At 53.0% G+C, this 18,335-nt stretch carries 18 protein-coding genes; 9 read left to right on the top strand and 9 right to left on the bottom strand.

What is annotated here, in order from left to right; translation table 11 throughout:
* Window positions 1-12 precede the first annotated feature (12 nt).
* The 5 genes from Pla144_RS07090 to Pla144_RS07110 form a co-directional block, all read right to left on the bottom strand.
* Window positions 13-255 (bottom strand): hypothetical protein, encoded by a 243-nt coding sequence (locus Pla144_RS07090; protein WP_146449436.1) that lies wholly within the window; start codon window positions 253-255, stop codon window positions 13-15.
* A 134-nt stretch (window positions 256-389) separates the two neighbouring features.
* Complete coding sequence (locus Pla144_RS07095) at window positions 390-857, bottom strand: hypothetical protein (RefSeq protein ID WP_146449438.1); 468 nt, start codon at window positions 855-857, stop codon at window positions 390-392.
* A gap of 389 nt (window positions 858-1,246) precedes the next feature.
* Window positions 1,247-2,266: a PEP-CTERM sorting domain-containing protein gene (locus Pla144_RS07100; RefSeq protein ID WP_197530451.1), complete on the bottom strand. Its 1,020-nt coding sequence runs from the start codon at window positions 2,264-2,266 to the stop codon at window positions 1,247-1,249.
* Window positions 2,267-2,538: 272 nt separating this feature from the next.
* Window positions 2,539-3,120, bottom strand: a complete 582-nt coding sequence (locus Pla144_RS07105) for a PEP-CTERM sorting domain-containing protein (protein WP_146449443.1) — start codon at window positions 3,118-3,120, stop codon at window positions 2,539-2,541.
* 243 nt (window positions 3,121-3,363) lie between these two features.
* Window positions 3,364-4,179, bottom strand: coding sequence for a PEP-CTERM sorting domain-containing protein (locus tag Pla144_RS07110; RefSeq protein ID WP_197530452.1), 816 nt, complete (start codon window positions 4,177-4,179; stop codon window positions 3,364-3,366).
* A gap of 1,215 nt (window positions 4,180-5,394) precedes the next feature.
* On the opposite strand from Pla144_RS07110, the gene thrS reads away from it, so the two are divergent.
* The 7 genes from thrS (at window position 5,395) to pheT (ending at window position 12,412) form a co-directional block, all read left to right on the top strand.
* Window positions 5,395-7,404 (top strand): threonine--tRNA ligase, encoded by a 2,010-nt coding sequence (gene thrS / locus Pla144_RS07115; protein WP_146449447.1) that lies wholly within the window; start codon window positions 5,395-5,397, stop codon window positions 7,402-7,404.
* Window positions 7,405-7,496: 92 nt separating this feature from the next.
* Window positions 7,497-8,000, top strand: coding sequence for a translation initiation factor IF-3 (infC, locus tag Pla144_RS07120; protein WP_146449449.1), 504 nt, complete (start codon window positions 7,497-7,499; stop codon window positions 7,998-8,000).
* A 226-nt stretch (window positions 8,001-8,226) separates the two neighbouring features.
* Window positions 8,227-8,430, top strand: a complete 204-nt coding sequence (gene rpmI, locus Pla144_RS07125; protein ID WP_146449452.1) for a 50S ribosomal protein L35 — start codon at window positions 8,227-8,229, stop codon at window positions 8,428-8,430.
* Window positions 8,431-8,542: 112 nt separating this feature from the next.
* Window positions 8,543-8,899 (top strand): 50S ribosomal protein L20, encoded by a 357-nt coding sequence (rplT, locus tag Pla144_RS07130; RefSeq protein WP_146449454.1) that lies wholly within the window; start codon window positions 8,543-8,545, stop codon window positions 8,897-8,899.
* A gap of 21 nt (window positions 8,900-8,920) precedes the next feature.
* Window positions 8,921-9,946 (top strand): phenylalanine--tRNA ligase subunit alpha, encoded by a 1,026-nt coding sequence (gene pheS, locus Pla144_RS07135; RefSeq protein WP_146449456.1) that lies wholly within the window; start codon window positions 8,921-8,923, stop codon window positions 9,944-9,946.
* Between the two features lie 44 nt (window positions 9,947-9,990).
* A complete protein-coding gene (locus tag Pla144_RS07140; protein ID WP_146449458.1) occupies window positions 9,991-10,377 on the top strand; it encodes a four helix bundle protein in 387 nt (128 codons plus the stop codon).
* A 19-nt stretch (window positions 10,378-10,396) separates the two neighbouring features.
* A complete protein-coding gene (gene pheT, locus Pla144_RS07145) occupies window positions 10,397-12,412 on the top strand; it encodes a phenylalanine--tRNA ligase subunit beta (protein WP_146449461.1) in 2,016 nt (671 codons plus the stop codon).
* An 11-nt stretch (window positions 12,413-12,423) separates the two neighbouring features.
* On the opposite strand, the gene Pla144_RS07150 is transcribed toward pheT, so the two are convergent.
* Both Pla144_RS07150 and Pla144_RS07155 read right to left on the bottom strand, forming a co-directional pair.
* Entirely contained in the window at window positions 12,424-12,684 is a 261-nt protein-coding gene (locus Pla144_RS07150; RefSeq protein WP_146449463.1) for a DUF4160 domain-containing protein, read from the bottom strand.
* Window positions 12,677-12,958: a DUF2442 domain-containing protein gene (locus Pla144_RS07155; protein WP_146449466.1), complete on the bottom strand. Its 282-nt coding sequence runs from the start codon at window positions 12,956-12,958 to the stop codon at window positions 12,677-12,679. The genes Pla144_RS07150 and Pla144_RS07155 overlap by 8 nt, the downstream gene beginning before the upstream one ends.
* Window positions 12,959-13,062: 104 nt before the next feature.
* On the opposite strand from Pla144_RS07155, the gene Pla144_RS07160 reads away from it, so the two are divergent.
* Window positions 13,063-14,667, top strand: coding sequence for an AMP-dependent synthetase/ligase (locus Pla144_RS07160; protein ID WP_146449468.1), 1,605 nt, complete (start codon window positions 13,063-13,065; stop codon window positions 14,665-14,667).
* A gap of 207 nt (window positions 14,668-14,874) precedes the next feature.
* Window positions 14,875-17,100 carry a hypothetical protein gene (locus Pla144_RS07165; protein WP_146449470.1) on the top strand — a complete coding sequence of 742 codons (2,226 nt, stop codon included), beginning with the start codon at window positions 14,875-14,877 and terminating at the stop codon, window positions 17,098-17,100.
* A gap of 3 nt (window positions 17,101-17,103) precedes the next feature.
* Here Pla144_RS07165 and Pla144_RS07170 read toward each other — a convergent pair whose 3' ends face one another.
* Window positions 17,104-17,595: a DUF3299 domain-containing protein gene (locus Pla144_RS07170; RefSeq protein ID WP_146449473.1), complete on the bottom strand. Its 492-nt coding sequence runs from the start codon at window positions 17,593-17,595 to the stop codon at window positions 17,104-17,106.
* The gene (locus Pla144_RS07175) at window positions 17,592-18,314 is read right to left on the bottom strand and encodes a DUF4190 domain-containing protein (protein WP_146449475.1); all 723 of its coding nucleotides are present in this window, start codon (window positions 18,312-18,314) and stop codon (window positions 17,592-17,594) included. The genes Pla144_RS07170 and Pla144_RS07175 overlap by 4 nt, the downstream gene beginning before the upstream one ends.
* Window positions 18,315-18,335: the final 21 nt, after the last annotated feature.

Below are 18,335 nucleotides of genomic sequence, written 5' to 3' on the forward strand. Positions count from 1 at the left end.
AATTCTAGTGGCTTAACTTGCTGGTAAGACAGTAGAATAAGCGATGCCAGCTGCGACTGGCAGTTTCATGCTGTCTCGGCCCGCGTGACCGCACCCGTAGCCCTGGGCAACACCAACTTCAATCTCCGCCTGGATCTGATCGCTGGTGAGCAGGAAGAAATCAAAGAAAAACTGGTGGCCGAACGAGCCGTAGCCTGCGACCAGTGCAGCAGCCTCGGCGGCAAACGGCACGCGTGTGTCTACGCCTGCCCCCACGAATCCGCCTAGCGTGTCGACGCCTGAGTAGTGTTTCCTATAGTTTAACAGGCGTTAGGATTTGGGGGCTGGGGGAATTTGCAAGATCTTGATTTACAAACTCTAGCCCCCAGCCCCCAAATCCTAGGCCCCTCTTACGGCAGCGACCAGATGATTACTCCCGTGTGGGGATCCTGGCGCCCTTCTAACAAAAGTGGCCAATAGCGTTCAAAGGCTGTGGGAGCAGGTCGGATGCCTTCGAATGGTTTGCCGGTGGCATATCTTGTCGGGGTTAGTCCGTATCCGGGCCGTCCAGTCGAGGAAGATGCTATGCCCTGCTGACCCCTGCCACGCGTTGCCGAAGGATAGTAGCCAGTCGATTGCTGGTTCTTTGCCCCAGGCTGAAGGCGCGGATTCAAGACGCTGGGAGCCGTCGAGGAGCTTCGCAACCGATAGAACGCCAAGGCGGCGTTGGAACTTAAGCCCGGCGAGGTCTCGCGCCACATGGCCAAAGGATCATTTCCAGGGGGCGAGCCCTGCCCATAGAGAAATGGAGAAGCGAAACAGGCGGCAACAGAGCCGGCCAGGATCAGGCCAATAAGATCACTGGGTAAGTATTTCATGTTCGGAACTGAAGTTAGGGACTGGGATTCGGGGGCTGGAGGTTGATATCAATGCTTTCAACCCCTAGCCCTCGGGTCCCTGACCCCAAAAGTGCAACCGCAATGCCAATTCGTCCCCAGAACCCAGGCAGAAACATTGTACTGCAGCATGCCCCCCTCACGGAACGCCGAAAAGTACTGCGGTAGAAGCGGTTAAGTGTAGCTGGGGTTCTACCAAAAAGAGAATCCCCCCGATCTGTTTAAGGGAATTTGGCTAGATAAAAGTGTCGCGATTGAGATGCAATTGCGATCAGGTATGCAACACGGGGAAATTCAGAGAGTTTGGGAAATCCCCCGTTCCCTATGTAGCGGAGAATGGGACCAGGCAAGAGATGAAGTGGAAATCTCGCCTAGTCCTTGGTACGACTAAGGACGATACCGATCATGCTCAATCCGACCAAGACGAGGGTGGCTGGCTCGGGAACATTCAAATGGCCCAACGCCAAGCCGCTGTCTTGATCTGATAAATTCATGGGCACGCCGAACTCCATCAGCGTTCCATCGGCCGAGTCGAAGATTCTGCTTGAATGGCCCACTCCATCAAACGCGACAAGATTCAATCCACTGGCAGGAGTGTAGCGGGGCATCCAATCGACGTTAATGAGGTACTCGCTAAGATCGATGTAAGGAAGCACACGAATTTCGCCTGGTAAGTCCAGTTCGACGGGATTCTCTACCACTTCACTAACTGGCGGTGGCTCAATTGGTTCTTCCAATGAAGGTGGCGCTGGTGTGACTGGCGGAGATGCCGTTGGTGGTGACGACGGCTGAGATGGAATAGCAGGTGTAGGCTTCCTTGTGGAGCAATTGCTTGAACACGCCGGGATAGTGGTCTCTTCTAGTATGAAGGGTGCGGGAATTTTCCCGGCTGCGATCTGCGCTGCTAGTCGCTCTCCGAGATTTATTCGTTCGGGCAGTTCAACTCCATTACATTCTCCCAGACAGAGCCCCTGGGCAAACACATTGCTGGATACGTCTCCCTCAGTACCGTCATATAAGGGGTCCTCTCCTTCTACATCGATCGAGAGTTCAGTGAAACCTGTTCCCAAAAGGGTATACTCGATCTGGGCGAAAAGTTGGGTTCCCGATTCAACAAATCCCGGGGTCAGAACTGAGAAGGCCCTCAGTTCACCAACAGAATCGCTGGAGATGTCTCTAGCCACCACTAGTGCCCAATTCTCCTTATCGTTGTTCACTTGGGCGGCAGTGAACTGAATGACACCCTGTCTGGAGCTCGAGAGATTGAGGCTAATTCCCCCATTAGCGAATGTAAAGTTGTCCGGTTCACTATCATAGAGAATCTGCAAGATTCCAGTATCTCCCACTTCGAGTGCCGGCTGAGTCACTTGCACAGAGAATAAAGCTGCCATGCATGGCAAGCTTGAAGCGCCCCATAGCATCAGCAAGAAGAAAGATGCTTTACTCATTGTCTCTGCCAAATTCTCTAACGTGTAGCGAAAGAATCAAATTCACTCAGAATAGAAAAACGTGAACTCCTGCGAATTCACTCCCCTGAGAGGTACCCATTAAAAGAGGCAGAATTGAGCTCAAACTGCAACATCTAAAGTTACAAAAAAAGAAAAACCCCTGCACCAATCTGATGCAGGGGTTTATTAGTTACGTAACTAAGAGCTAACTAAGCTTAGCCGTTGCGACGACGCACGACCAAACCAATGAGGCTCATACCGACCAAAGCCAAAGTGGCTGGCTCAGGAATAGGTGCACCGGCAACTCTTACCTCAGCCGTACCAAGCATAGTGGCAGACGAAAGATCGCCCTGGGAACCATCAAAGATCGGATCTTCGCCCTGGACTCCAATAGAAAGCAACGTGCTACCTGCAGCCAGTACCTTGTAGCCAACTTGGGCATAAATCGAGGTTGCACCGGTAGGCAAGCCAGGCGATCCAACGGAGAAACCATTTAAAGGAGACGCCGCATCAGCACCAAAGGACGCCTGAACAGCAGTCCAACGACCCGCTGGATTCAATACTTCAGCACTGGTGAACTCAATAACACCTGGAGTGCCGCTGGTCAGCTGAAGGCCAAGGCCACCATTCTGGAACGAAGCACCCTGCGGAGCAGGATCGTAAACGATGTCGAGGAGCCCAGTAGCTCCGATGGTCAAATCACCGCCACCGACGATCGAAAACGAAGCGGCTTGTGTGGCAACGGAAGCACAAAGGACGATAACTGCGGACAAAGCAAAAATGTTGATTTTCTTCATAGTAGATTCTTTCTTTTTATTGGTTATTCAGATTGATTTAATGGATCAAACTACAATCAGTGTCGATTCAAGGCTGCCTCTTCTTAGGCACCACCGTAGTACCCTGGAAGACACAACCTACCGCTTTGCGTTATTAAGACTGTCGCAACCCAGCCACATTAAAGCTCACGAGCACCTCAACTAAAATCACATCAAATCTTTTTTACGTATCTCTTAAAACCGCTCAACCTGTCACCAGTTAGCTTAACGATTTCTTCGGAAACCAAGCAGGCCCATAGCCCCGAACATAACCAAACCAATGCTGGATGGCTCAGGAACAGCAGCAACACTTGCCCCAAGAGGACCGGTCAACTTAGCAACGTAAGAACCAGTGTCAGAGTTACTGACAGTACCCGATTGATTGAAGTCACCAGCAGGATTGTAAGCACCAGCTCCACCTGTCAGAGCAGCAACATAACCAGCCGTATCAGCATTTGAGATAGTCCCCGTGCTGTTAAAGTCACCAAGCGTGACAACCGTGGTCAGAATGCTATCAGCCACGGTAGCAGCACCGCCACCAGCCAAGAAGCCGCCGTCACTCAGATAGACAGGGAAGGTAGGCTTGTTGTCATTACCAAAGACAGGCCGAGGACCTGCGGGCCAAGTACCCGAGGCTATGAGTGTGTCTTTGGTGGCTGGTGAATTGACGCCGATACCTGCCGTAGTGGCCAAACTGAGGTCTTGACCGTAAACGATCTCAACGGTGCCTTCAGGGTCACTCGGAAGAACCTGCGTGTTCGCAGCGCCGTTAGCATTGATTGCACCGTTAAACGTAATTCCGGTAGGGGTGATGTTGTCGATAAGTGCCCGAAGACCGGCAATACCAGTCGAGCCATCGACGCCAGCACCGGTATCAACTACGCGGGCCCAGAGCGTCCAGCTTCCGCCGCTCATGTTGTTCGAGCGACTTGTGTTGTTCAGGTCAAGAGTGAGTTGCAAGTTGTCAGCTTGTGTGTTGGCTGTTGGCAGAAGAGCCATCAGAGTTGCACAAACAGAACACAGTAGTAGGCTTCGCTTCATGTTCATTTCTCCAGTTTCCCCATTTTCAATTAGGTAGAAGATAAAACTTGTTGTAGAATTCCTTGTTTGCTGGGGTTTACGTCCATTGTATCAACAACGAACGCAAATTGCACGCGAATACTTGTCAAAAAAAAGTTTTTTAGATTCTGCCCCACGCGTGACGTGACTCTGCTCGTATTACTTAGGAGCCTGAGTCGATTGTGCCTTGTGCCTCAAAAACGTTTTGACGGCGGCGAGCCACGTGCGACTTTTTTTCCTCACAATACGCTGGTTACCTCACATTGTTGTCAAATCAAAGCGGTGTAACTTCAAGGTCGTTGACAAGACAAGAAACCCGATTCGATGGCAGACCAATTCTGCCATTCCTCTGTCACTTTACCAAGGATTTAACCAGTTGCAACAGTTTTGGCGCTTGGAAAAGGAATATTTTCTAGGAAAACTTAACCGGTAAGCAAAGGGATCGGCGAATCTTCTTATGCTCCAACAACTTGCGTCAAATTGCCCATGTTGGTTTTTTTGGGGAACTTTGGGGATTCTGGGCCGCTTTCGGGGACAATTTTTAAAAAATTCTACCAGATCTAATAACCGAACAATCAACCATTAGATCGCGATTGACTTGAGCCTAGCTAGCAGACAACCAATTTGAACTGCCAAAGGAGTTTTGGAGTCTAAGCTCAAAGGTACTTTCGTTCGAAATTCTGAATCCTGACAAACCTTGTTACCCCAGTATGCTAGCGAAGAGAAGAATAGTCTCTCGCAGAGGAGCAAAGACATGCAGAGGATAGCAATATATGCTCTGCGATCTCCGTGTCTCTGTGAGAGAAATCTATTCCTTGAAGCACAAGCATGGCTGGGTAGGATTGATGACCAAAGGAATCGCTTTCACCGTGTTGTAGCAGTTGACAATCAACAGCCGTAGATTCTTTGTTTGCGAGCGACTAAGCTATCCGCTTTCGTTCACCCATGGACTTGCTACTCACGATCCCAAAAAGAAAAGAGACGAATAATTTACCACAGAACACACGGAGAACACCGAGGAATTTAGGCAAGTAGTCGAAGCAAGTGAAGCAGGTAGAGAGCATACATCATTCTCCTTGGTGTCACTTTCATTCCTCACCTCAGTGACCTCTGTGGTTCAATTCTTTTCATATTGGGTAGATGATAATTAATGCGAACCGTTCTTTCATGCGACGAGAAGGCTAAAACCAGGAATCCATGCTAAGCGTAACTTTGCCTGACGGCACCAGGCGTGAATACTCTAATTCGGTAACTCCCTACGACGTAGCGGCAGAGATTGGCCCAGGCCTAGCCAAGGCTGCGATTGCTGCCGAAGTGGATGGCGCGCAGATCGATCTGACCACTCCTCTGCCTGCCGAAGGGTCAGTTAATCTGCGGCTCTTGACCAAGCGCGACCCCGAGTCGCTCGACATTCTGCGGCATTCCTGCGCGCATGTGATGGCCCAGGCGGTGATGCGTTTACACGAGGGGGTTCAATTGGCCTTTGGCCCCTGCACGAGCAATGGTTTTTACTACGACATGCTGCTAAAGGAGCCTCTTTCTGAAGAGGACTTCCCGGCAATTGAAGCGGAAATGGCTAAGATTGTCAAAGAAAACCTCGGCTTCGAGCGAATGGATGTTCCTCGTTCTAAAGCTCTCAGTTTGTGTCAGGAATTGGGCCAAGAATTCAAAGTCGAGCACATTGATACCGGACTGTCTGACGAAGAGACCTTGTCGTTCTATCGTCAAGGAGAATTCTTAGACCTTTGTCGAGGCAGACATATTCCCAGCACAGGTCACATCGGCAAGGCATTCAAACTGACCAGCCTTGCCGGAGCCTATTGGAAAGGCGACGCAGCACGACCGCAGCTACAGCGTCTCTATGCGACCGCCTTCTTCGACAAGCAGCAACTCGACGACTACCTACGTTTGTTGGAGGAAGCCAAACGGCGCGATCACCGTGTACTCGGAAAACAATTGGAACTGTTTACAATCAGTCCACTGGTGGGATCAGGACTCGTGTTGTGGCTCCCCAAAGGAGCGATCATTCGCCAGACACTCGAAGACTATCTCAAGAGTGAATTACGACAGCGTGGCTACGATGCGGTATATACCCCCAACATTGGCAAGGTTGATCTCTATGAGATCTCGGGGCATTTCCCCTATTACAGCGACAGTCAGTTTCGGCCGATCGAGATGGAAGACGGCGAGCGCTATCTGCTCAAGCCGATGAACTGCCCTCATCACATCATGATCTACAAGTCCAAGCCCCGCAGTTACCGCGATCTCCCCGTGCGGTTGGCCGAGTTCGGCACGGTGTATCGGTACGAGCAATCGGGGGAGCTCAGTGGCATGACCCGAGTTCGCGGGTTCACTCAGGACGACGCGCATATTTTCTGCACCGAAGATCAAGTGGCCGGAGAGATCCGCGGTTGCCTGGAGATGACCCTCAAGGTGCTTAAATCGCTCGGCATGGATAAATACCGCGTACGGCTCGGCTTCCGTGACCCGGAGAGCGATAAGTACGTTGGCAACATTGAAGTCTGGGATCGGGCCGAGGCAGCCATCCAGCAGGTGGCCGAGGAGATGGACCTGCCCGGACGCGAACCGGAGCCAGGGGAAGCTGCCTTTTATGGGCCGAAAATCGATTTCGTGGTAACCGACTGTATTGGCCGGGAATGGCAGCTGGGGACCGTTCAGCTTGACTACAACCTTCCCAGCGAGGAGAGGTTTGGCCTGGAATACATCGGTGCCGACAATCAACCCCATCGACCTGTGATGATCCATCGGGCCCCGCTGGGGTCGATGGAGCGGTTTGTCGGGGTTCTTATCGAGCATTTTGCGGGGGCATTTCCGCTCTGGCTAGCGCCGGAGCAGGCTCGGGTTCTCACAGTTAGTGAGAAAAGCGAGGAATACGGCCGGGAAATCGAAGCACAACTTCGAGCGGCCGGATTTCGTGTAACCGGCGATTATCGCGGCCAAAAACTAGGTGCCAAGATACGGGAAGCACAGCTCGAGTTGATTCCTTACATGCTGGTCGTCGGCGAGAAGGACGCCCAAAACGACACAGTCACCCTCCGCGACCGGATCGAAGGAGATCTGGGGGCTCTGCCAGTTGCGGAAGCCCTGGCAAAACTCCAGCAGGAAGTGGCGGATAAGACGGTCAGGCAGGTGGCCGACACTGGCGGAGCAGCCCTGGTGGATCGTAGCAAGAAAAACGAATATTGACTTGAATGCATTGGGACAGTGTTGACGTCTCGTCGCTTTGTGACCGATACTTGTCTTTCGTCTATTTTCTAACCTGATAGGAGGCACTTAAGATCGAACGAACACAGCAACGGATCAATGACCAGATCCGCACTTCGCCATTGCGGGTGATCGGCCCGGACGGCACTCAATTGGGGGTAATAACTCGTGATGAGGCATTGGAACAGGCACAACAGTTGGGGTTCGACCTGGTAGAGGTAGCTCCCCTAGATAAGCCTCCAGTCTGCCGAATCATGGACTATGGCAAGTTCAAGTATCAGCAGAAGAAGCGAACGAGCAAGGGACACGTCCATCACGGCAAGAATAAAGAAATCCGCCTGCGTCCCAAGATTGGTGACCACGACTTTATGACCAAGGCAAATCATGCGCGGCAATTCCTGAAGGCCCGTGACAAGGTGATTTGCTCGGTGATCTTTCGCGGCCGTGAGAATGCTCACGTCGAAGAGGGCTTCAAGCTTGTCAAGCGACTCATCACAGAGTTGGAAGATGTAAGTAAGGTCGAGCAGGCACCCGGGATGCAGGGCCGTCGGATTGTGCTAATTCTCGCTCCGAAGTAGGTAGAGAAGTCGAGGGCTGAGAGTCGAGAGTCTCGAGCGATTCTGTTCGACATTCGCCCTTCCCGCGCAGGCGGGGATCCAGCCGCCAACCGTTATCACGTGGTTCCCGCCTGCGCGGGAATGACGGGTGCAGCTTTTCCAGAAACAGCCACCTTTTCAGCTGTGGGAAATCTGCTATGATGCGGGGCTAACCAATTCCCTTGATCATTAGCCGGAGCAGTCCACCATGCCCAAGCAAAAGACCCACAAAGGCACCAAGAAACGATTCCGCTTGTCGGCAACTGGCAAGGTGATGCACCGTTCTGCTGGTACGAGCCATCTAGCTGCTCGCATGAGCCAGAAACGCAAGCGCAACCTGCGGGGAACCCAGACGACGGCTTCTTGCAACGAAAAAGGGATCAAAAAAGCACTGGCTGGTAACAGTTACTAGATCAGGGCTGGTCTGGCAATAAGTTGCTAGATCTCAAGCACGCCGGGCGAATGAACGCCTTTCATTGTTGAAAGGGGCCTGGGCGCGACATTAAGCTGAGAGGGTTTCTCCTATGAGAACCACCAAAGGAAGTGCCCGCAATCGGGCCAAGAATCGTCTCTTTAAAAAGACAAAGGGCTACCGTGGCGGACGAAACAATCTGCTGCGTACGGCCAAGGAAACGCTCATCCGGGCCGAAGCCTATGCGTTTCGCGATCGCCGTGTCCGCAAGCGTGAGTTCCGCAAGTTGTGGATCATCCGCATCAACGCCGCTGCCCGTGAACGGGGTCTGCGCTACAGTGAATTGATCAACGGTCTGAACAAAGCCGGGATCGAACTGGATCGCAAGACGTTGGCCGAAATGGCAGTCCATGATACGGCGGCCTTTGACTCGGTTGTGGAAAAGGCTCGCGAAGCCTTGGCTGGCTAGAGCAAGCGGAGGCAACGATACGTGGCCCTCGCCGACTTTCTCGCCAATCTGGATTCCCTGGCCGATGAGGCTCAGGCTCGGTTCACAGCCGCTGTCGATGCTGCTGCGCTCGAAGAAGCAAGGGTTGCATTTCTGGGAGCTAAGGCGGGCAAGCTTCGCCAATCGCAAAAGGGTCTCGGCAAGGTCCCCCCTGCAGACAAGCCTGCAGCCGGAAAGCGTTTCAACGAAGTTAAGACTCTCGTTGAAGCTGCTTTTGAGGGCGCCCAGGCGCGGCTAACTTCCGGCGAAACCTCAAGCGGCGAGGCCTTCGATGTAACGCTGCCTGGAAAGGCCCGCCGGATTGGTCATCTGCACCCGATTACTCAGACCATCCGCTCGATGAAGGAGATCATGGGGCGGCTTGGTTTCACTGCCGTCGAAGGGCCTGAGATCGAAGACGAATGGCATAATTTCGAGGCGCTCAATATCCCGTTAGTGCATCCGGCCCGGGACCCGCTTGATAATTTTTATCTAGGCGGTGAGAACGCGGCCGCCGAAGCGGCCTCACCTCTTCTCTTGAGAAGTCAGACGAGTACTGTGCAGATTCGCGTGATGGAATCGACGCCGCCGCCGGTTCGAATCATATCGCTCGGTCGGGTGTATCGACCAGACACGGCAGACGCAACACACTATCCGATGTTTCATCAGATCGAGGGGTTGTTGGTAGATCGCGGCGTGACGATGGCCGACCTCAAGAGTGTGCTGCGGCTTTTCTGTCAAAGCTACTTTGGCGGGGATAACGAAGTGCACATCCGCTTTCGTCCGTCCTTTTTCCCTTTCACCGAGCCAAGTGTCGAAGTAGACATGAACTGGCAAGGAGGATGGATGGAAATGGGAGGTGCCGGCATGGTCGATCCCAACGTGCTGCGTGCAGTCGGCTACGACCCCGAAGAAGTGACCGGGTTTGCCTTCGGCTTGGGAGTCGAGCGGGTTTGCATGCGACAGCATGGCATCACTGATATTCGGGCGATTTACCAGAACGACGTCCGATTTCTCGAGCAATTTTAGAGTAGAGGTAAGAGGTTGGTGGCTAGAGGCTAGTGAGGGATACAATGGGTTCTGACATTCGCAGCCATCATGACCTAAAAGTTTGGCAACTGGGAATGGATCTAACTGAGAAGATATATACGCTTACAAATTCCTTTCCCCGGGAAGAAATGTACGGTCTCACTAGCCAACTACGTCGAGCGGCAAGTTCAATTCCAGCCAATATTGCTGAAGGCAACGGGCGAGATTCGACAAGAGAATATTTGCACCATCTCTCGTTTGCTGTAGGTTCATTGTGCGAAGTCGAGACCTTCTTGCAACTCAGTCTACGATTGAAATATGGTAATTCTAAACACATACAGGAATTGATGAATCTATTGGCAGAGGAAGGGCGAATGCTGCGTGGATTGCAAAAATCTCTGATGTCAAATCTCAATAATTCTAACCTCTAACCTCAAGCTTCTAACCTCTATGATTGTCTCTTGGAATTGGTTAAAAGATTACGTCGCGCTCTCGATGTCCGCAGATGAGCTGACCGAGCGGCTAACGCTCACAGGTCTGAATCTGGAAGGGGTTTCTCAGATTGGTGACGACACGGCCATTGATCTGGAAGTGACCAGTAATCGGCCCGATTGCCTGGGACATATTGGAGTGGCGCGCGAGGTGGCGGTGCTGTGGGAGAGCCAACTTAAGATTCCCGACGCGAAACCGCAAGCGAAGGGGCCGGGTGTTGATGGACTGGCCAGCGTCGCGCTGGAATGTCCCGATTTGTGCCCGCGATATACAGCCCGAGTGATTCGCGGAGTAAAGGTCGGCCAAAGTCCCGAGTGGCTTGCGGGCCGACTGCGGAGCGTGGGAATCGCGGTTATCAATAATGTGGTCGATATTTCAAATTACGTGATGCTGGAATGTGGTCAGCCGTTGCATGCGTTCGACTTTGCGAAGCTCTCAGGTCACAAAATCATCGTTCGACGCGCGCGGATAGGCGAGAAGTTTGTCGCTATCAATCACCAGACCTACGAACTCAACGCAGACACCTGTGTGATTGCCGATGCAGAAAAGGCAGTCGCCTTGGGTGGTGTGATGGGAGGGGCAACCAGCGAAGTAAGCGACGCGACAACCGACCTCTTGATCGAAGCCGCCGACTTCTCTCAACTCTCAGTTCGCAACACAGCCCGTCGGCTGAATCTGCATAGCCCCTCCTCCTATCGATTCGAAAGAGGGGTCGATCCCGAGGGAATCGACTGGGCCAGTCGCCGGTGCTGCGAGCTGATCCTGGAACTGGCCGGGGGAGAACTTGCCGACGGGGTCATTGATGTCGGCGCGCAGTCTCCTCCACGAGAACCGGTAAAACTGCGGTTCGATCAATTGGAAAGGATTTTGGGAATCCGCATCCCTGACGAGCGTGTTCGACAGATCCTTACCGCCTTGGGTAACGACGAAACTCATGTTTGCGATCACTGCGTAAAAGTAGTGCCACCGAGTTGGCGGGCCGATCTCACGCGAGAAATCGACTTAGTTGAAGAGGTTGCTCGAATTCATGGTTACGAAGAAATCCCCGAGGATGCGGGGGTAAAGATGGTCGCATCAACACGCAGTCGAGAAGATCGTGTGCTCGATCAGGTTCGTGATTCGATGGTGGCTCTTGGCTTCGATGAAGCGATGACCATTAGTGCGGTCGAGAGCACCTGGGTCGATCCATTTCGACCCTGGAGTTCGGCCACGCCGCTTTCCACCAGCACTCCTGTGCTAAGAGGGGCCAACCATCTGCGTCAAAGCTTACTCCCCAGCCTTCTGGCGGCCCGTCGGATCAATGAAACACTTTCCAACAATGTGATCGAACTCTTTGAAATCGCGGAGGTTTATCTCCCGCAGTCGAGTGGTCTGCCCGATCAACGAAGGATGTTGGGCCTCTCCAGCGGTGGTGGATTCCTGGAACTCAAGGGAGTGATCGAGACCTTTCTAGACAGTATCTCACCCGGCTCAAAGCTCGATGCAACAATTTACGATTCACCTCTCTTTGCGACAGGGCGAGGGGCAGAACTAAAGCTCGGTGATCGGATATTCGGCTATCTCGGCGAAGTTAGCCAATTGGCTTGCGATCAGTTTGAGCTCCGCAGTGCGAGTTCCGTCGCGGAAATTGATCTCAGTGTTTTGATTGACACTGCTGTCCTTGTCCGCTCGGCAGAGGAATTATCACCTTTCCCTCCGATGGGCCGCGACATGAACATCGTAGTTGACGAGCAGGTGGCGTGGGCGGACGTCGAGAAAATCGTCCGGGCCGGCAGCGGCGAGCTGCTGGAAACACTCGTTTTCCAGGAAGAGTTCCGCAGCAAAGAAAAGTTAGGACCGGGCAAGAAGAGCCTGCTATTTTCGATTCAACTTCGCTCGGCCAAGGGTACGCTGACCAACGAACAAGCAGACGAAGTCCGGGACAATCTGGTGGCAGAGTTAGGCAAACAACTCGGAGGACAACTACGGGCTTGAACTTATCGCTCTCATGGCAGCGGTTCAATTCGATCTGGTTGTTGCAATGCCACAGCCAAGTCCCACGCCTGCAGCAACTCATCTTGATGAAGACTCGCCCATTCCACGATCAGCTTGGTGGCACGCGTGGGGAGGTTGCCATGAATGACTTCTGAGGAGGGGATGGCAAAGACCGCTTTCGCGCCTGCGTAATAGGCATGGAAATGAGGTGGATCGTGATCACCGAAATACATGCGGATTACGATCCCGTAAAAACGGCTCAGCTCAGGCATGCGAATTAAGACTCGAACCTGGAAAAACTTCTTCGGGCGACTTTCCGGTCAATTGCAAGTAGAGCGCATCTGGACAAAGATCGATACCCTGCCCCCACGTCAATTCTCCAAATTCTCCCACTTTCACTTGATTGAAGAAGCTGACATCTTGCCAAGCGGAAAACACCCCTTGTCCCACAAGGTGAGATAAATTGACCTTGCCAGTCGTACCATCTTCATAGGAAACCTGAAGATAGTAACTGGGCAAAGCTGATACAGCAACGAGACTCGGCATGATTAGTCCTTAGTTGGCCGATGTTAATGAGCCATCTGTCTATTATCGAAGATGTCCCTCCTTCCGGCAAGAAGTGATTTGGTTAAACTCAGGCAGAATTTGCTATGCCAGAACATTACACCATTCCAGAGTTGTTGTCGGACACAGTTGCTCGATATCCAGATAAGCCTGCCCTTGGGACGATTCTCGGAAGCCAGCTCTCCTGGCGAACGTGGCAGCAGGTGTCTGACGACGTGCAGCGATTCATCGCCGCCCTCCAGCGCAAAGGAGTGAAACCTGGTGATCGAGTCGCCCAGTTTGCACCTAACAGTTACGAGTGGATTCTTACCGATCTGGCAATTCTCTCGCTTGGAGCGGTGCATGTTCCGCTGCATGCTTCACTGGCGGCGGTGCAACTGTCGGAGCAGGTCGCCAAGTGTGAAGCTTGCTTGCTGATTCTCGACGGCGAAACGGGCAAGCCGGAGACATCGCTATTGCAGCCGAATGGAAAATGCCTCACGTATTCAGCCTTACTCGATGGCTCAGCTTCTGGAATTCCGCAATCCTCAAACCGCAATCCGCAATCGGAAGATCTTGCGACAATCCTCTTTACCTCTGGCACAACGGGTCAACCGCGTGGCGTGATGCTCAGCCACGGCAACCTGGTCAGGAATGCAATCGCAACGACCGAGGCCGTTGGCTCGCCAAGCGATGAAACACGGCTCTGCTTTCTCCCTTTAAGCCACATCTACGCCCGTACCTGCGATCTCTACACCTGGATCTTCCGCGGGAGCCGGTTGGTACTTGCCGAAAGCCGCGAAACCATTCTGCGCGACTGCCAATTGGTGAAGCCGACGGTCCTCAATGGCGTGCCGTACTTCTATCAGAAGGTGGCTCAACAACTGTACGCCGCCGGTAAGTCAAGGCAGCCGGGCGTCTTAGGAGAGGTATTCGGTGGCAAAATCAAGATGCTGTTTTGCGGGGGGGCTGCCATTGCGCCCGAGACCGAGTCCTTGTTTGCTAGTCAAGATTTGCCATTGCTTGCTGGGTACGGTCTGACCGAGTCGTCGCCGGTGATCTCAGCGACGAAATTGGAAAACTACCAGGCCGGCACCGTCGGGCGACCGCTCCCGGGTGTCGAGGTACGTATTGCTGAGGATGGGGAGATACAGGTTCGCGGCCCCAATGTGATGCAAGGCTATTGGCAGGACGATGCCGCAACGCGCGAGGCCATCGTCGATGAGTGGCTCTACACGGGAGACCTGGGCGAATTTGACCGAGAGGGCAATCTGCGGATCGTCGGTCGACGCAAAGAGATCATAGTCCTCTCGACAGGCAAGAATGTTTCCCCAATGGCGGTGGAGCAGAGAATTCTTGGCTCGCCGCTTGTGGAGAGCGTTTGTGTCTTCGGGGAAGGGCGAAGTTGTCTGGCGGCACTCATTGTTCCAAACCCGGTGGCCCTGCGTGAGCAGATTCGTAAGAGGCGGTTGTGGGTCTGGTCACGTCACAGGGCAGTGACTCATCCTCAAATCGTAAAACTCTATCGTGAAGAGATCGACCGCCTCTTATCGGAGGCCAGCCGCGAAGAGAAAGTTGGACCATTTGTAATTCTTGATCGAGCATTTTCACAAGAACGAGGTGAAATCACGGCGAAACTCTCTCTACGCCGTGAGACGATTGCCACCAATTTTGGCCGCGAGATTGCAGTACTTTTTCGACGCGCGACTTGAACCAGACTGGAGCCTTTAGCGGTCACAAAAGGCCCTCGTATCCTCACAATCCCTAAGATCCGAATTTGGCGGTTTTAGGTTTTGACCGAGCATCTGCAGCGACCTATATAACATAGGGAAACCACTGCTTTCCTGGTGACGTTCACTGACAAGTGACGCTTAGAGTTTCCCACAGTCTTAATCTGCGCGGCAACGGTATTTTTGGTCATGGAAGAAGCACAACAAGGATCTCCACCTGCTGAAGACTGGTCGACCAAGACCGGCGAGGCCCTGCACGTCCTGCGCGCAAAACTGGCGACACGTCAGGAACCAGACGGTCGAACTGCCACCGAGAGCCAAGCAGATATCATCGCGCGAATTTTTCAAATCGCCGAAGAGATGGCCGCGGAACAGTCGACCGAAGCCCAGGCCACGGCCCTTCTCAATGAAGAGAGGGTTGCCAAACTTCAAGATTCTCTCACGGAGCGAGATGATGCTATCTCCCAACTGCAAGCCCAGCTAGCCAACTTGGAACTTGAAAAAACGAGTTTGCATGATGAACTCGAATCCGAAAGGGCTGAGGCAGAGGAGTTGCGAGCGAGAGAATGCAGCAAATGCTCCGAGTTGCGCGAGAACCTTATTTCCTTTGAAGATAGAGCCGTAAAAGCGGAATCATTAGTTGACCAGCTCAAGCAAGAAGCCGAGGAATCTTCCAGGGAAATCGCTGAGTTGCAGTCTTGGAGAGAATCAGCGGCCTCTCAGGATGAACAGTGTGCCAGACTTCGCGAAGAAGCAAAACAGGCGGAGCAGCGATGTGGAGAACTTAGCGAAGAGGTGGCAACCCTGGCCTCTGAGCGTGACTCCCTTACCGAAGAACTCTCAACTGTCTGTTCTGATCTAGAGCAACAGTTGACCAATGCAGCCAGCACCGAATCTGACTTGCGCGCTGAATTGGAAGCTGCCTTGGAGCAGATCACCGCTGCGCAAGAGCACGAAACAAATATCCAACAAGAACGCGACGCTCTAGTTGCTGAACTTGCTGAGGCAATGGCGACGATTGATCGTGTCAAAGAAGAGGCAGCGGGCCTGGAATCTCGCTGTCAAAACGAATTTTCCGAAGAACGCCAGAAACTCGAAAGTGCTGAGGAAGAACTTAAGAACTTGCAACAGCAGCGAGATTCTCTCGCCGAAGAACTTACAGAGGTTCAGGCTAATGTAGCACTACTTCAAAACGAAAAAGACTCAGAAAGCGACCGCCTGACCAGAGAGCTTGCGGAAGCCAAAGAACTTGCGGAACGAACGCAGTCCGAATTCCAGGCACTCTCTACTGAACAAGAGAAGCTCTCTGCAGAACTTGAGTCACTTCGCGAGGAACTATCCGGAAAGGAATCGCAATCGACAGCAGAGACAGCCGAGTGGGAATCAGAATATGCTGCCGTCAAGGAGCAACTATCTCAAACGGTTGCTGAGAAGCAGCAGTTGGAGATTAGTCGCGAAGAACTCTCGCAGCTGTTAGACGAAGCCAACTCCAAGGTCGAACAATCAGCGGGCCGATTGGAAGAAGTTGAGAAACAATTACGTGAACTGCCTGATCAGCGAGAACAGGCTGACGAACTCGAGAAATCTGAGCGCAAGTTCGAGTTAGTTCAAGCGGATGTCCAGAAACTTAAACGCGAGAATGCAGCGTTACAAGAGGAATTGGCAAGCCGCCCTGAAGTGAGCGATCAGGAATCTCCCGAGATGGTCAGTCTCCGCTTAGAACGAGATGCCTTGGCTGCTCGCGTTGTGGAGTTGGAGGAAATGCCCGCTCAAGTTGTCGACGAGGACGCCGAGCAGAGCATGGCAGATTTACGGCGTCGCTTTGAGTTGGCCGTGGACGATCTCCGCCAGGTGAAACAAGAAAAGGCCCAACTCGAGGAAAGACTAGCAAATGCCTCTCATGGGGCTGCTCCGCAAGTCGACAGCGGCGCGATGGACTGGCAATCGCAAAAGGCACGCCTGTTGGCATCTCTGGATTCGGATGAGACTGACGATGAGCCAACACCAGAGCGAGCGCAGGAAAAACTGACGATCCAAGGGACAATCGACATCACCGATCAGGTCGTGGCCGACAAGGATCGCGAGATCGCTGAATTGCAGGATCAACTGGCTAATCGTGCCGAGGAAACCTGCCAGGACCCCATAGCAGACGTTTGCGACAAAGACGAACTCATTCAAGCCGAACGGGCAAAATTGGAGCAGTTGCAGGCCGAGTGGCGCGAGAAACTACGCGGGGCAGAATTGGAAATGTGCACGCAACGAGCTGCCCTGGCACGCAAGGAAGCAGAGTTGAAAGAGATGATGGCCGCTGCCGAAGAAGCTGCTGCAGATATATCACGAACTAGCGATGGCAAGCCGCGCCGGCGCTGGTTATCCGCCTTAGGATTAGGCGACGAGGAAACGACGCAGGAATAGTCATCAATCGACGGATCCTTCCTGCAAGAGATAAATGGCCCTGGTAGTGCCATCCATGTCGGCAAATTCCTCGAATCGCAGGACCCCTTCGACGGCAATAGGTCGGATTGAAAATTCCGCAGTCTCATCGGTATCCATCTCGACGCGAATACAATCGTACAAGGCTGCCCCTGGCCCGAAGCAGCACTCAAGATTGTCTCGCACCAGGACAAATCCTTTGAGACCTTTGCGTTTGAGCGTCGGATACATGTAGCCACGGATGCGAATCTTGCGATCGAAGACATCCTCGATCTTCGGAGTAATCATTGACCGCGCAAAATCGTCGGTCTTCTCCATTTCGAATTTGAGATCGTCGAAGGTCGTTTCCCTGACTTCTGCCGTATTGGTCGAGGGCTTCGCCCCCGTGACAGCAGCCACAGGGGTTCGCTCGCAGCCTATGCTTCCGCTCAGCAGCAAGAAGGCCAGTATCCATACTGAGTGCCGTAGAACATTCATCGTACGTAGTCGGCTTCCAAGGTGTAGACCGGGGCGCTGAGCCCATCCTTCAGATTTTCAGGGTGCAAGTGGAGCGTCCCTGCAATCCGATACAGGCCCGTCGAATAGTCTGTTGTTACGTTGTCTGCAAGCTGCACAAGCACCTGATCATAGTATTTCAGGTTCGACATATCGCCAAAGCAACACTGATTATTGTCGCGCACCAACAAAAAGCGGCGGACATTGTGCCTCACAGGCGTAGAGTCGGCCCTCATATAGCCTTTGATGAACACACGCTTACCATCCAAGTCCTGCACTTTCTTGGGAATAAACATCCCTGAAGCCATCTGCTGCTCTTCGGGACGGAACTCTTGAAACGATGTGCGTATGGCATCCGGTGGCACTTCGGTTGCATGGACATACCCTGCATAGCTGAGCCCACCAATCAATCCAATTGCAGAGAGAATCACGCCTCCAAGCGCCAGGTTGCGACCACTCAATTGGTCCGGCATTGCACGGATCGAAGCGAGTGCCCGGATACCTACCACGAGCCCGACCAGTGGAATAGGGACCAGCAGCAAGCAGGATTCCAGGCTGTCGCGGCCTGCGAAGATGGTCAGCGGCGACAAAGCTCCAAATATGGCAGCCACGATCGCTCCCGTGCTGAGCGCCTGATATTCAAATTCGCTTCCTTCTCGAGCCGCAGAAGAGAAATCGGTCAATGATTCTGAAGTAGCCATGGTCGATTCTATCTAGTCTCA

Origin of the sequence: Bythopirellula polymerisocia, from assembly GCF_007860015.1 — a bacterium.
GTDB classification, from domain to species: Bacteria; Planctomycetota; Planctomycetia; order Pirellulales; family Lacipirellulaceae; genus Bythopirellula; species Bythopirellula polymerisocia.

Coding starts and splice junctions, on each gene's coding strand:
- Pla144_RS07165 (WP_146449470.1), top strand. CDS start 14,875: ATGGAAGAAGCACAACAAGGATCTCCACCTGCTGAAGACTGGTCGACC.
- Pla144_RS07160 (WP_146449468.1), top strand. CDS start 13,063: ATGCCAGAACATTACACCATTCCAGAGTTGTTGTCGGACACAGTTGCT.
- Pla144_RS07155 (WP_146449466.1), bottom strand. CDS start 12,958: ATGCCGAGTCTCGTTGCTGTATCAGCTTTGCCCAGTTACTATCTTCAG.
- pheT (WP_146449461.1), top strand. CDS start 10,397: ATGATTGTCTCTTGGAATTGGTTAAAAGATTACGTCGCGCTCTCGATG.
- Pla144_RS07140 (WP_146449458.1), top strand. CDS start 9,991: ATGGGTTCTGACATTCGCAGCCATCATGACCTAAAAGTTTGGCAACTG.
- thrS (WP_146449447.1), top strand. CDS start 5,395: ATGCTAAGCGTAACTTTGCCTGACGGCACCAGGCGTGAATACTCTAAT.
- rplT (WP_146449454.1), top strand. CDS start 8,543: ATGAGAACCACCAAAGGAAGTGCCCGCAATCGGGCCAAGAATCGTCTC.
- Pla144_RS07095 (WP_146449438.1), bottom strand. CDS start 857: ATGAAATACTTACCCAGTGATCTTATTGGCCTGATCCTGGCCGGCTCT.
- rpmI (WP_146449452.1), top strand. CDS start 8,227: ATGCCCAAGCAAAAGACCCACAAAGGCACCAAGAAACGATTCCGCTTG.
- Pla144_RS07105 (WP_146449443.1), bottom strand. CDS start 3,120: ATGAAGAAAATCAACATTTTTGCTTTGTCCGCAGTTATCGTCCTTTGT.
- Pla144_RS07110 (WP_197530452.1), bottom strand. CDS start 4,179: ATGAAGCGAAGCCTACTACTGTGTTCTGTTTGTGCAACTCTGATGGCT.
- Pla144_RS07175 (WP_146449475.1), bottom strand. CDS start 18,314: ATGGCTACTTCAGAATCATTGACCGATTTCTCTTCTGCGGCTCGAGAA.
- Pla144_RS07170 (WP_146449473.1), bottom strand. CDS start 17,595: ATGAATGTTCTACGGCACTCAGTATGGATACTGGCCTTCTTGCTGCTG.
- Pla144_RS07100 (WP_197530451.1), bottom strand. CDS start 2,266: ATGGCAGCTTTATTCTCTGTGCAAGTGACTCAGCCGGCACTCGAAGTG.
- Pla144_RS07150 (WP_146449463.1), bottom strand. CDS start 12,684: ATGCCTGAGCTGAGCCGTTTTTACGGGATCGTAATCCGCATGTATTTC.